This is a genomic window from Qipengyuania sp. (genome assembly GCF_042095715.1).
Classification (GTDB): Bacteria; Pseudomonadota; Alphaproteobacteria; order Sphingomonadales; family Sphingomonadaceae; genus Qipengyuania.
On the sequence record NZ_JBELMO010000079.1, the window covers coordinates 1 to 13,109 of the forward strand.

Below are 13,109 nucleotides of genomic sequence, written 5' to 3' on the forward strand. Positions count from 1 at the left end.
GGTCGTGAAGACGTCGATCCGGCCACCGACAAGATCGCCGCGTGCGAGCGCGTCTATCCCGGATGCGAGCCAGCCGGGCTGCGCGATACAGTCTGAGTCAATGAAAGCGAGGATTTCGCCTCGGGCTTCCGACACTGCGCGGTTTCGGGCTGGGCCGGCGCCCTTTTCCTGCTCAAACACAAGCCGGGCGCGGCCCTCGACTACTGCTCCAATCTGGGCGGGATCGATCGGCGAGGCGTTGTCGCATACGATGATTTCACGATCGCCGTGTGTGGGGGCCTGCTCGACCAGCGAGGTCAAACACTTATCGAGCGCATTGAGATCATTGTAGTGGGGCACGACCACGGAAACCCGCGGTTTGGGATCGATTGATGCAGAGACCCCCTTAGGGTCCTCACCGTGTGTCATTGCGGTAGCCGACTACTTTGGCGGGCTGGCCCGCAGCAATTGCGAATGGCGGGATCGAGCCCTTCACGATGGCACCGGCGGCAATGATCGCGCCATCGCCTATATTTGCACCCGGAAGGACAATAGCTCTGGTCGCCAACCATACGTCGCGACCGATCACGACATCGGCCTCATTCATCAGCTGATCGTTGACCGGAGCACCGTCGTTGTAGCGGTAGCTCGCAGCCGTCACCATGACTTCCGGACCGAACAAGCAGTCATCGCCAATGATGATCGAGCCGCCCTCATGTCCGGCCCAGATATGGCAGCGAGCGCCAATCCTTACCCTGTCGCCCATCACGATCCGCTCGGGGTTCGAAAACACGGCGTTCGGACTGATGCCGCCACCCCGGCCGACCCGCATCTTTCGGCGCGGCGCCACGTGGGAATAATTATAGTAGTTCACCAAGCGAAAGACGTGCAGCCAGGCGCGAGGATCGAGTGAAGAAACGATAAGGCGGAGCGCCCGGCCGGCGCCGCCTAGAGATCGCTTCTTTCCGATCGAAACGGCAGATTTCATTTAGTAACCTGCCAACCACTCATCGCGCCGGCGCCATACTTCGCGCCATTTGTCGCGCTGCTTGGCGCTCCCACCGGCAAGAGCCGCCAATGCGTATCCTATTCTGCGGACGAGGCCCCATGCCAGCAGTAAGCCGAGCCCGATCGGCTGCAGGTAGCGGGGCCAATGATCCCGGATCAGGCTCGCCTTCGCGCGCGCGACCTTGATCACCTTGTCGCTGACCTTGGTCGATGATGCGCCGACAAGATGCATGATTTCCGCATCAGGCGTAATCATGGGGCGATATCCCATCGCGCGCGCGCGCAGACAGAGATCGGCTTCCTCACCATACATGAAATAGCGTGCGTCAAAGCCGCCCAGCCGGTTCCACAACTCGGTTCGGATCATCAGGAAACATCCGACCACAATATCCACTTCGCGAACGCTGTCGCGCTGCCAATCACCAAAAGCCTCTGGATTGAAAAGATCGCTTCGCGGGAATGCGCTCGATAGACCTGTCGCGCTGCAGAACAGGCTCCAGACGGTCATTCGTCGCCAGCACGAGGCAATGTTCAGTCTTCCATCAGGAAAGACGGTACGCCCCCCGGTGATGCCCGCATTCGGATGGGCGCGGGAAAATTCCAACAGGGTTTCGATTGCGCCGGGGTGGGTTTCGGTATCGGGATTGAGCAGCAGCAGCCATTCGGTGGTAGCGGTTTCCGCCACGAGATTGTTGGCGCGAGCGAACCCGATGTTTTCGGGATGCGCAATCACTTCTAGGTAGGGATAGGCTTCGGCAAGAGCCGCTGCACTGCCGTCGCTGGACGCGTTGTCGAAAATGACGATGCGGAGTTTCACCTGGCCTTTGTTGGCTAGCAAGGTTTCGACCGCTTTGAGCGTAAGCTCGCGCGTGTTGTAACTGACGATGATGACTGTAACCTCGGCGGAGCCCTGCGCAGCATTGGTCATGCCGTCGAAGCCATTGGTCTGCAGCTCGGAGATGTCATGCGTGGATGTCATCGCATCAGCCCAGCTCAATCCGCACAGAGGGCATTGAGCCAAATGTAGATCGAAGCGCCATCGTCCGTGAAGTGCCAGCGATTCAAAGGATCGCCTTCGACGGGCTCTATCAGGGCGGGAAACTTGCCTCCTTCGACCTGTTGGCGAATGAAATCGGGGACCATTTCGTCGGGCAACACCCCCCCGGAACGCAGGGCCGCATGGGCAAGCTTGCCCAGTTCGATGAGCTGTCCTTCCTGCAAGGCCCGCGATATCGCGTAAAGCGTCTTGGCGGCAATCCGCCCCGAAAGTTCGCTGTGTGCCTTGCGAATTGCCTCCCGCACCGCTGCCTTCGTCACCTCCATCTCGCCATCGGCGGTGACCAACAGCGAGGCATGCTGTGCCACCAGTCCGACAAGGTAGGGAAGACCGAGGGACGCCAATCCGATCAGTTCGCGCGCATCATCCTGAAACGTAAGACCGGTGCGGCGGCCGGCAATGTCGAGCATTTCATTGACTTCCTCGTCCGACATATTGGGAACGAGGACACCCAGCACATTGCGCCGGATCGATGGAATTTGTGCAATCAGCTCGGACAAATCAGGGGCAACGCCTGCGATGACGACCTGAGCCGGAGCTGCGCTATCGGACAAAGTCTTGATCAATTCGGCGATCGAGCGACGAAATTCGTCGGTTTCGACGCGATCGAATTCGTCGAGGAGCATCAGCAGCCGAGTGTTGGAAAGCTTGCCCAGCATCTCCCCGAACGTGGAAACGTCGACCTCACCTTCCGCCAGAAGGTCCGACAGCATGAGACCCTTCTCGATCTCTGCGGATCCGGGCCCATAGTCCTTGTGGTAAAGAAGGGGAATTCGCGCAGCTACGCGACGGGCGAAGTCGGAAAAAGACATCCGATCGCCGCATGAGATATAGCACACCAGATAGTCCGCATCGGATGCGATATCGCTGAGGACGTGCAGTATCGAAGTCTTCCCGATCCCGCGATCGCCATAAAGGACGAAATGCAGGCGTTGATCCTCGATCGCAACGATCAGATCTTCAAGAAGATGCCGCCGACCGGCGAACATCGCACGTTCGTTGACCGGCTGCGACGGCGTGAACGCGTCGCGAATCAGAGCGCGTGCATCGTTCGAGGTTGCACGGTCGCCTGCGCGATGCGACTTGCGCCCTGCTCGGTTTCGGAAACTGGGAAGGTCCGAATCGTCCACTGCGGCCTTGGAAACCGGGAGATTCCGGAACGGCAGGGTCTCGGTGCCAGGATCGTAAGAGACCTCTTGGCGACCAATGAGCTTGCTGAACCAATTCATGCGCATTTTCTCCGCGGTCTATCGACCGGTGTCTCAGCTTTAGGACCCGATTTCCGCACCTTGGCCTGTGGCTTGGTAGAGCCGCCAATCCAGGTGCTTCACTTACGCCTTTAGCTTGGGCTTCAAGACGAGAAAAACATAGGCGATGGTTGCAATGCCTATACCGATGGCGATTGCGTGCTGCCCTTCGTTGCCGAAATAGTTGCACGCGGCGGCCCCGATCGAAGGCGGCAAATAATGCCAGATCGTGTCAGGCGGCTCCTCCAGCGAGGATCGCTGGAGAAATAAAGTGACCAGTCCGGCAAATCCCAGGACAGAGACCCAATCATAAACGGTTTCCACGGAATTCCATCCTCAATCAGCGATCTATCGCTCTGCTATGCGAAGGCCTGTTACAAGGCAAACCCTTACCCCTACTTGTTTGAAAATGGAACGGCGACCTTGCCAAAGGTTCACCGCAATCACGGTGAAGCATTTTCCACGACATCTGCCTTGTGCCGCGTCGGCTGAAGCTTGGTCCTCCAGGACGTCAACAGATCGGCCAAGGCCCCCCGCCGGGCCAGGGAAGGTTTCTCAATAAGATACCACGATGCGATTGCGCATACCAAGGTCACAGGGAAGGAAATGAGCATGTTCGTCAAAGGGTTCATGGGTCCGGCGATCGCGACGGCCGCCTGCTGAACCGGGAAAGCGTAGATGTAGATGCCGTATGAGTAGTCGCCCAGCGCATTGTAACGGCGTATCGGCCCGGATGGGAGATAGGCGAATACGAACGTCGCATATGCGAGCGCCAGAACGAAGGCACTGCGGAACAGGGGCGTGTCTATCAGGAGAGCCGCAAGCAATGCCAGCAGGGCAGCGACAAGCCAACTCAGAACGATATTTTCGCGCAGCGCGTAGAACGCCGCTCCAATCGCGAAGGGGAGGGACAGAAACCTGAGGGCTGCCAGTTTAGCGGGGATGAGGTCCGCAACGATCGGCAGGCCGGTCGCCCAATAGGCACCAAAATAAAGCAGAAGGGCCGGCACGAAGCGACGGCGTGAAGTCAGCAGGCCCAGAATACCGGCCACCATCACCGCGACATAGCAGGCAACTTCGTGCAGGAGAGTCCAAAGCGACCCATTGATGGCATCGGGCATGGGCATGGTTTCGAAGACGCCTGGAAGACTGTACTGGATCTTCACCAAGGTCACATTTCGCAGGATGTACGTGTAGGTGGCCGGATCGGAAAAATAGCTCTGGGGGCTAAGTGTCGTGAATAATGGGCCATACAACATGGCGATCAGACCGGAGACCACAATCAGCGCCGGAAACAGACGAACGATTCTGGCGGTTATCCAGGTCTCGATCCGAGGTTTCCGATCATAGCTGCGTGTGATCAGATAGCCGGAGATTGCAAAAAAGATTGCCACGCAGACCCAGCCAAGGGTGAAGCCCGTCTCGGCCTCGAACGGCTCAAGCGTACCCACTCCAAGCGCTATGGGAAAAGCATGGGAAACCAGCACACAACTGGCTGCAACCATCCTGATCAAATTGAAGTTGTTGTCCCGACCGCTGTCCAGTTTTGCCAGAGTCTTACCGAAACGCGTCCGCAACAAGCTTCCCCTTCATGGACGTCGAAGGGCTCTAGCCCGGATCAAGGACGGTGCCAACCGTGGCCCGGTGCGGCCTTGCGGGCTGGCTTCAAAATACCCCGCGGGGATCGGGAAAGCCAGCTGTCGCGCTGCGCTTGCTGGAGAAATTCGCCCAGATATCTGCAACGAAATCCTTTCGGTCTCCCCGTTCGTTCGGGAGCATATATCCGAACTTGTTGTCCATTCCATTAACTGCCGCGCTCCCGCGCGTGAAATCACGTCCGTTGAATAGATTTTCGGGCCTTTCGCTGGTCGCGATACTTGCAGCGATGCGTGGATCCACGTTGACCGGGTCAATGGCACCACCGGTCATCAGGTTCTTCGCTACCGTGTCCGTAACCAGCAGCCACGGTCCATTTACGGGCTCGGATCCGGTTATCCCGACAGTATAGTCTTCGTTGGTCGTATCCGGCGCGAATTTGGAGGGCACGGTTCCGGCACGGGTAAAGACGCTCTTGTCAACGAAGGACGGACGGCTCGCCCGTGGTGAGAAATAGGAGAATCCGTGCGGAGAGGTGCACAGGAAAACGCTGCGCCTTATCACGTACTGATTGTCGGCGGTTTTATGATCACCGTTGAAGATGCCCTGCTTCGCCCCGGGCTCGCCATCGCCGCCGAACTTGTGCGAACGGTGGGAAATCACATCCGTGACGAGCAATCGGTAGCCCAGATGCTGATCGTTCCAGGAACCGGTCTGGATCGTGTCCGCATGCGCATTTCGGGTGGCCAGATCATCGATCGAATTGCGGAATGTGGTCTTGGAAATCCAAGTATTTGCGTAATAGCCGGTTCCGAAGGTGTGACCGCGCAAGGCCACGCAATCCTGAAGAACGGCCTGGAAATCGCACGAGTCGATTCGGAGGTTTTTCGCCGTGGCGAGAACGGCATTTTGCAGTCCAATAAAGGTGCATCCCTCAAGGTGGATTGACTCCACGACGCTGCCGTTTGTTAAAAGGCCGTTGACCCAGTCGCGATCCGCCATGGCGGTATCGATGGTCCTGGCACCGAACCAGCAATCGACGAAGGCAACGTCGCTTATCACCGGGAAGGTCTGGGTCCTGAAGATTATTACGCTGGACGTAGCGACAGGATTTTCCCCCGCAACCGCACGTCGTGTGAACCCGATCCCCTGAAAGCGAATACCGCGCCCCGCGATATATACCGTATTGGAAAAGTCTGGCTTGTATCCCGGCGCCGCTTCGATCGATAAGCTTCCCCCGGCCTCCAGATGGCCCTCTGCCAGCGATGCGCGCGCTATGCTGACACGGGCGGATGGTCCGGAAGTAAGCATCGAGGATCCGTTCCAGGCGCATACGATGCGCTGGTCCTGCGACAATGCTGCACTATTGGCCTTCAGATCGAAAACTCGGTCCACCGCAGCCTGAAATTCGTCCGCGTTGGAAACGCGAATGTCGAGGGTTGGTGTGCGGGCGACGGTGTAGGACGACGGGCTGCGGGTGAACGCCTTTGCGATGTCCTGCTCGGCCTGATCGATCGTGACCCCTTTTAAGGTGGGGGCGGGGGGCGATGCTGCCGTGGTCGGCACAGGCGTAGGCGTGGGGGTTGGGCTGGGCACCGGATCGGGGGCCGTTGCCGTGTTCAATAGGGAAGACGTGCCACCGCCACCGCATGCGCTTATGCCGAACGATGTGCCAGCCGCTAGCAAGCCCTTGAGAAGATTGCGTCGATCCATCTATCGCCCTCCAGCGGCCGAGGCATCTGCACGATACCTGTGGCAATGCGGGGGCAGGTGCCGCCCCCGTGCTGAAGAGCAATGCGATGAATGCCGTTAAATCCGAGTGAAACGACAGGCTTAACGGTTACCCTGCGGGGGATTAGGTACTGGCTCCGCGAGCAATGGGAGTGAGCGAAACCGAACGGGGCTTTTCTTTGATTCGGTCGCCGATCTTTATACTTGCGCTCAGACTGATGGCAGCCCCCACCAGTATGTAGAGGAACGAGGAATTGTCGTTTTGCGCGAGCACGAGGCGCGACACCAGCCAAATTCCGAAACAGGCTGTCAATGCCATGTATATCTGTGCGTTAGGGGTATTTTCGAGCGAACGTCGGATCATCCGGAAGAACAGCCCGCCGAAAATGACGACATAGGCGATCAAGCCGATTATTCCGGAATCCAGCACGATGCGCAGATAGCCGATGTCGATGGACAGCAGCCCCGCCAAATTCCGATAATCGAGAACGATCGCGCCCTGACCGGGTCCGTAGCCAACGGCACCCTGACCGAAGATCAGATCCCAGGCCTTGTCCAACTGGGCCGTCCGCCCCTCATTACTGTATTGGGTCGATCCGCCCCCGAGCAAGCGAATGTAGACAGCCGGGACAAACATCAGCGCAAATAGGAAAGCGATACCACCCAGAACCGCCGAAACCCCCAGGAACGGTCCCAGAATGTCATTGGGTTTACTGCGCCAGGTGCGAAAGGCCCACAGGCCCCCGAAGGTTAAGTGCGCGATGGTCGCTCCGATCACCCCCGTCCTGGCCTGCGTCGTAAGGATTGCAGCCAGCACGAGAGCATCGAGTGCCAAAGCCAGCGCTCGTCGCGTGAAAGTTTTTGCGAAAAAGACCTCCGTGAGAATGAAGGGCATGGTCAAGGAGAGGAATTCGGCGAAGCAGAGCGAAACGGAGAACGGTCCGGTCACGCGGTAATCACCTTCGCGGAAGACCGGGGTTAGCAAATCCTGCATGGCAGGATCGCTCACTGCCAGGAACGAGGGTATGTGGTTCGCCCACAGGATGCCCTGATTTCGATATTCGGCGAGCGCTATTATGGAAAGAAAAAAGGCGAGCCCCATTATGAGCTTGCGCAAATCCTTCCACGCATCGCGATCGGCAAAGACGATAATCGCTGCGAAAAGCATGCCGGTTTCATTCATCAGGTCTTTGAGAAAGTAGGAGAAGCTGTCCGCGGGAGCGCGCGAAAGACCGATGGTTATTATTTGGACGCCCAAGTAGACGATTATGGCGCGAAAAAGCCACGGGGTTTCTCTCGCCAGATCAGCGATATATCGCCGAAATCGTGGCGAAACCGAAACGCCGATCAACAAGCTTGCAAGCACCAGGATTGAGGCCACGCGCCTCGGCTCAAGAAGAGGCAATCCCGGGATCTGGACGGCCAAATAATAGGGCCACACGGCAATTGCCGTCAAATAGCAAAAAAAAGCCCGGCGGAGCAAAGTGGCCGGTGGTTGTTCGGTGTCCGGAAGCGCCCAGATCACCAGGAGCACGACCAGCAATATCGGGAACAACAGCAGGCGCGTGAAGAATTCGGGAGACAGCGCGAACAGAAGGCCGCTCAAGGCCGCGTACAGACCTGCCGCAACGAAGACCGCGCGGCGAGCCCACGTCGGCCTTGCGCGTGAATAGCCGGGTAAGACGGCTGCGGCGGACGACGCCCGCGTGTCCCTGTCAGTCATGGCTGGATCTACAATGGAAAATTAATGAGCTCGCGTGTAGCCGGTGCGGCGGAAGGATTGCAATAGAGGCCCTCGACGGTAAAAGCGCGCGATGATGCCAGATAGTGCCCGCTCGATGGCCCACGCTCCTGCGCCAGTCGCGGACGCGGTTCCCAAGAAGAAGCCTCGCCGCGATGACATTCAGCGCGCGAAGGGGCTGGCGATCTTTCTCGTGGTTCTTGGTCATCTCGTCACTGGCGCGCCGCCTTACGATGCGGATTGGTACATGGGGCTGCGAGCCCTTATATACATGTTTCATATGCCGTTCTTCATGGCCTTGAGTGGCTATACGATGTACATTTCATCGTCACAAGCGAAGGCTCAGGCCAATCCGGTGTCGTTCATCGCGCAGCGCGCGAAGCGTCTTCTGATCCCGTTTCTAATTTTCGGCGTCCTTATCGTTTTGGGCAAACACGTTGTCGGAAGTTTCCTCTACGTCGACAACTATTCCCAAAATCTTACGCGGGACCTGATAAATCTACTTTGGTTTACGCAGTTGAGCGCGGCTCAGTCTATCTGGTATGTGTTCGTCCTTTTCCAGATATGCGTAATCGTGGCCATCCTGGGACCTATTGCCCGCTTTCCGTTTTTCATTTTCCTAGCCGTACTGCCCTTAATGATGTTCGCGTATGGACTCCCTTATTTCTATCTGGATCGGCTTCTCATATTTATGCCGTTCTTTTTTCTAGGGGGTGCATTGGCCCAGCGTGGCGAGCAGTTCCTACGACTGGTGGATCGATATCTGTGGCTGAGCTTGATTATCTTCGGGATCGCTCTGGCTACAAGCCTGCTGATTGAGTGGCGCCTAGCCCTTATTTCCTGTGGTATAACATCCATCCCTGTCATCCTCGGGATCTGCCGATTGCCCGCATTCGCGCGCGATCGCGTATTGCTTTATCTGGGAGCCCTCAGTTTCTCGATCTATCTTTTGAACACGATCTTCATCGGACTGGTGAAGGCCGTGCTACTTCCCTTCGTAAGCTGGGGCGGAAGCGGCTTTTTTATCTATTTCGCGCTGATGCTGGCTGCGGGCCTGATCGGGCCGATTCTCGTCAAACGACTGATTTTCGCGCGCTGGCGCGTAGCAGACGAGATTACGAACTGATGATTGTTCCCATGCACTCCTTCCCGGGCTGTTCCCCCGTGGCAATGACAGGTCGGTAGGATACCAATATGCTCACGCTTCGGCCCTTTCTTCCTTTGCGCAACGCCGTCGTGCGCGCGCGGATCGCGTGGTGGAACCGCTTCTGGGGGATGGACATCCATCCCACGGCGCGGATTTCTTTGAAGGCGCATCTCGACAAAACACACCCCAAGGGTATTCATATCGGCAGTTGCACCACGGTCACCTTCGGTGTCGCCATTTTGGCGCACGATATGGCTCGCAGGATGCGGAGGGATACCGTGATCGGCAAGGATTGCTTCATCGGCGCCCATAGCATCATCCTTCCAGGCGTGACCGTTGGTGACGGGTCGATCGTCGCCGCAGGTTCGGTGGTGAACAGAGACGTTCCTCCGGGATGTATCGTCGCCGGAAATCCCGCCAAGGTCATTCGTGAAGGGATCAGGACCGTGCCCTATGGCGTGCTCGCCGAGCATTTCGAAGCCGGCAGAGCCGCCGAGGCCCGCGATCCCGGTTCCACCCGCTCGTGAACATTGCTTAGGCGATTCGAACATATGGGGATGTCAAATCGTCGGGGGACTTCATGACCGGAGCTCGAGAGCGAAGGCAGCTGATCGTCTTTCTTCCTTACAGCTATAACGGAAAGGGGCCGGCTCAAAGCTGCGTCAGAATCCTCAAGCATTTTCATGCGGAGGGCTTCGACGTGAAGATCTACCTCGTCCGCCAACGTAAGGAACTCGGGTTTCCGGCCCAGGTGGTGGAGAGCGTCAACTGGGCGGCGCGATTGCTCCCATACAGGGTGATCCATCATTCGGGGATGGCCGCTCTACATCGGACATTCGAGAAGGCGATTGAAAATCTGGAAAAAGGGTCAATCGTCTATTTTTGGCCCCCGGTGTCGGCAGCGTTGGTCGCAAAAGCCAAGGCGCGCGGCCTGATCTGTGTTAGAGAGATGATCAACAGCCCGATCAGCGCTGCCAAGCCTATCCTCGAAAACGCTTACAGCGCCTGTGACATCCCCTTCCCCGAACACATGGCGGCCTTGCCGGACGTGGAGGAGGACGAGGAACTGACATATTACGACTACCTCTTCTCCAACAACGACGAGGTTGATCGCTATCTGATTGAAATGGGCATTGCGCCCGAAAAGATACTCGAGACGAGTTTCGGTTGGAGCGGCGAGAAAGTCGAGCGAGCAAAAGACAGCGCCGAGGGTCCGCTACGATTTCTGTTCGTCGGCAACGGATCGATCCGGAAGGGCCTCGCCGACCTGATCAGTGCATGGTCCGCCGCCGGTATCGATGGCGAACTGGCGATTGCTGGCTCGCTGGAGCCCGAGATTATGGATCGGCTTTCGGCAGCCGAGGATTTGGGGATCAAGGTTCTCGGTTTCGAGAAGGACATGAGGGCCGTGTACGCCAATGCGGATATCTTCGTCATGCCGACTCACGAGGAGGGCGGCCCGCAAGTGACTTACGAGGCCGCAGCGGCTGGACTGCCTATCATCACCACTCCCATGGGCGCGGCGCGGCTCGTCGTCGATGGCGAGACCGGTTTGATCGTGCCGGCGGGCGATGTTGGCGCTCTGACAGAAGCGATGCGAAAGATGGCAGCTGAACCTACGCTACGTAAAAAGCTCGCCGACAACGCACTGCAAGAAATCGACTATTTCAATTACGAGAATATCAGCGTTCGGAAGGCCCGGATCTTCAAGAAGATTGCGGATGGTATCGCCTGAATTTGTGGTAATAGGTGCAAGGCGCTCTCCGTCAGTGCAGGTCGAACGGGAGCTGAGGATCGGTCGGTTTCCGTGGCTCGCTCGTCACACGACCAAGCGCAAGCCCATGCTGTGCCGGACCACCACGATTTCCGCCACGCGCTTTACGAAAAGCGTTCCAACGGAAGCCAGGACGCCGCCCAGAACCCCGTAATTGGGGATCAAAAAGAAGCATCCGACAACGAGGAACAGCGCACCGGCCGCGTTCACAATCAGAATCGCACTTTCACGCTTCCCCATGATGAGTACGGTTCCCGCGGGTCCGAGCAGGATCGTCAGGAGTTGAATTACCACGGCAGCGCGAAGTGCAGGAGCGGCACTCACGAATTCCGGCCCGAAAATTCCCAGTAGCAGGCCCGGAAATAAAACCGCGGCGATGACGATGGGTAGGGCTAGCGCGGCAGAACCAAAGGCGTACTGGCGATAAAGCCTAGTAACGTCCGCGCGCCGATCAAGGCGCAGCGCCGCCGCCATGGCAGGAGAGAATACCGACTCAAAAGCGATCGTCACCAGGAACATGACCGACGTGAAAAGGGCGACTATTCTAACCTGTCCAGCTGCTGCGGTACTTATCGTGGCATCTACCGTGAACAGGATGAGCCAATCCGTGAGATAGGGGGTGGCCGATGCCAGCGCGACCAGCATCCCTCCGCGCACCAGCGGAGCGCTGTCCAGCCCGGCCGTTCCGGTGGGCCAGCGTTGCATCACTTTTCGGGCAAGCACAAAGGAGTAGAGGAGGGCCGAGGCATAGGCGACGCCATAAACGAGGCCAAGCGCCCAGGTTCCGGTGCTCGGCCAAGCCACGGCGATTATACCCAGGGCCAGCAATGCCACCAGAGACGTCAAAGGACCATCGGGTAATTGCGACGCGATCACGGCACCGCCGGCCCGAGCGGTGAAGGCAAACAGACGAGCGATGGCAAGCCCCGCACAGACGGGAAGGGCCCACAGCAAAATCGGCGTCATTTTGGGCTGTTCGAAGGGGCCGCTATAAAGCAATGCCAGTCCGGCGATCGCCGCGGTGCCCACAATCGTGCCGACCAAGGCAATCCGCAGCGAGGCGCGCACGTTCCCGCGTGCGAGATCGTATCGGCTTTCCGCCAGATCACCAGATACATTGCGGAGCACGATAAAATCCTGCCCCCAGGCCGCAACGACGCCGATAAACGTTGTCGCCGTCGCCATAAGAGCGAACAAACCTGAACCGGTAGCGCCGTACAGCCGCGCCACTGCCCATTGTAGAGCCAGCGCAAGAAGCGCTCCCATGGCTTTCAAGCCGACCGAAACCATGGCTTGGCCGTTCAATCCGTTCAGCAGATTTTTGAGGCTTTTACGACCTGTCGGGGGCGTCCCACTGCCGGTATCGGTGCCACCCCGAACATTCGTCTCGCCAATTTTCATGCCGATCCGCCTTGGCGGAATTCCCCGCGAATGTGAAGCGACCATTGGATGGCGGATGTCGCGCCGTCTTGTGCGCGGTCAGTTACGCTCGCCCTTTCTTTCCTGCCAAGAATTTTTATAGGCTCCGCTCATGGGGAACCTGTCCAACTCTCGGCACCATTATATAGTTCTCGATGGGCTTCGAGGAATGGCAGCAATATGCGTTATGATCTTTCATCGTCGCGGTTGGTTCGGTGGAGATAGCGCCCTTGGGCACGCCTACCTTGCTGTCGATTTCTTCTTCATGCTCAGCGCCTTTGTTTTGACCCACGCCTACGCAGAAAGATTGAAGGATACGCGAAATTTTTCTGCGTTCGTCAGAGATCGCATTTTTCGCCTGCATCCAATGCTCGTTGCAGGCGGGCTCCTAGCTGCTTTGGTGGCTTTTT

Annotated in this window: 12 protein-coding genes and 1 pseudogene; 4 read left to right on the top strand and 9 right to left on the bottom strand. The window is 57.8% G+C overall.

Annotated features, from left to right (window positions below):
• The 8 genes from ACFDTG_RS14355 to ACFDTG_RS14390 all read right to left on the bottom strand — a co-directional run.
• A partial coding sequence (locus tag ACFDTG_RS14355) for a glycosyltransferase family 2 protein (protein ID WP_375291695.1) occupies positions 1–408 on the bottom strand: 408 nt, incomplete at its 3' end.
• Positions 395–967: an acyltransferase gene (locus ACFDTG_RS14360; RefSeq protein ID WP_375291696.1), complete on the bottom strand. Its 573-nt coding sequence runs from the start codon at positions 965–967 to the stop codon at positions 395–397. The genes ACFDTG_RS14355 and ACFDTG_RS14360, both read right to left, overlap by 14 nt.
• Entirely contained in the window at positions 968–1,966 is a 999-nt protein-coding gene (locus ACFDTG_RS14365; protein ID WP_375291697.1) for a glycosyltransferase family 2 protein, read from the bottom strand.
• Positions 1,967–1,980: 14 nt separating this feature from the next.
• On the bottom strand, positions 1,981–3,273 hold the full coding sequence (locus ACFDTG_RS14370) for an AAA family ATPase (protein ID WP_375291698.1): 1,293 nt from the start codon (positions 3,271–3,273) through the stop codon (positions 1,981–1,983).
• Positions 3,274–3,375: 102 nt separating this feature from the next.
• The gene (locus ACFDTG_RS14375) at positions 3,376–3,615 is read right to left on the bottom strand and encodes an XrtV sorting system accessory protein (protein ID WP_375291699.1); all 240 of its coding nucleotides are present in this window, start codon (positions 3,613–3,615) and stop codon (positions 3,376–3,378) included.
• A 119-nt stretch (positions 3,616–3,734) separates the two neighbouring features.
• Positions 3,735–4,868 (bottom strand): acyltransferase family protein, encoded by a 1,134-nt coding sequence (locus tag ACFDTG_RS14380; RefSeq protein WP_375291700.1) that lies wholly within the window; start codon positions 4,866–4,868, stop codon positions 3,735–3,737.
• Between the two features lie 88 nt (positions 4,869–4,956).
• Positions 4,957–6,600: a hypothetical protein gene (locus tag ACFDTG_RS14385; protein ID WP_375291701.1), complete on the bottom strand. Its 1,644-nt coding sequence runs from the start codon at positions 6,598–6,600 to the stop codon at positions 4,957–4,959.
• 142 nt (positions 6,601–6,742) lie between these two features.
• The gene (locus ACFDTG_RS14390) at positions 6,743–8,224 is read right to left on the bottom strand and encodes an O-antigen ligase family protein (protein ID WP_375291702.1); all 1,482 of its coding nucleotides are present in this window, start codon (positions 8,222–8,224) and stop codon (positions 6,743–6,745) included.
• A gap of 208 nt (positions 8,225–8,432) precedes the next feature.
• On the opposite strand from ACFDTG_RS14390, the gene ACFDTG_RS14395 reads away from it, so the two are divergent.
• The 3 genes from ACFDTG_RS14395 (at position 8,433) to ACFDTG_RS14405 (ending at position 11,241) form a co-directional block, all read left to right on the top strand.
• Complete coding sequence (locus ACFDTG_RS14395) at positions 8,433–9,485, top strand: acyltransferase family protein (protein ID WP_375291703.1); 1,053 nt, start codon at positions 8,433–8,435, stop codon at positions 9,483–9,485.
• Between the two features lie 68 nt (positions 9,486–9,553).
• Positions 9,554–10,033, top strand: a complete 480-nt coding sequence (locus tag ACFDTG_RS14400) for an acyltransferase (protein WP_375291704.1) — start codon at positions 9,554–9,556, stop codon at positions 10,031–10,033.
• 53 nt (positions 10,034–10,086) lie between these two features.
• Positions 10,087–11,241 (top strand): glycosyltransferase family 4 protein, encoded by a 1,155-nt coding sequence (locus ACFDTG_RS14405; protein WP_375291705.1) that lies wholly within the window; start codon positions 10,087–10,089, stop codon positions 11,239–11,241.
• A gap of 84 nt (positions 11,242–11,325) precedes the next feature.
• Here ACFDTG_RS14405 and ACFDTG_RS14410 read toward each other — a convergent pair whose 3' ends face one another.
• The gene (locus ACFDTG_RS14410; RefSeq protein ID WP_375291706.1) at positions 11,326–12,681 is read right to left on the bottom strand and encodes a hypothetical protein; all 1,356 of its coding nucleotides are present in this window, start codon (positions 12,679–12,681) and stop codon (positions 11,326–11,328) included.
• A 205-nt stretch (positions 12,682–12,886) separates the two neighbouring features.
• On the opposite strand from ACFDTG_RS14410, the pseudogene ACFDTG_RS14415 reads away from it, so the two are divergent.
• A pseudogene (locus ACFDTG_RS14415) lies at positions 12,887–13,109 on the top strand (acyltransferase); the annotation flags it as partial.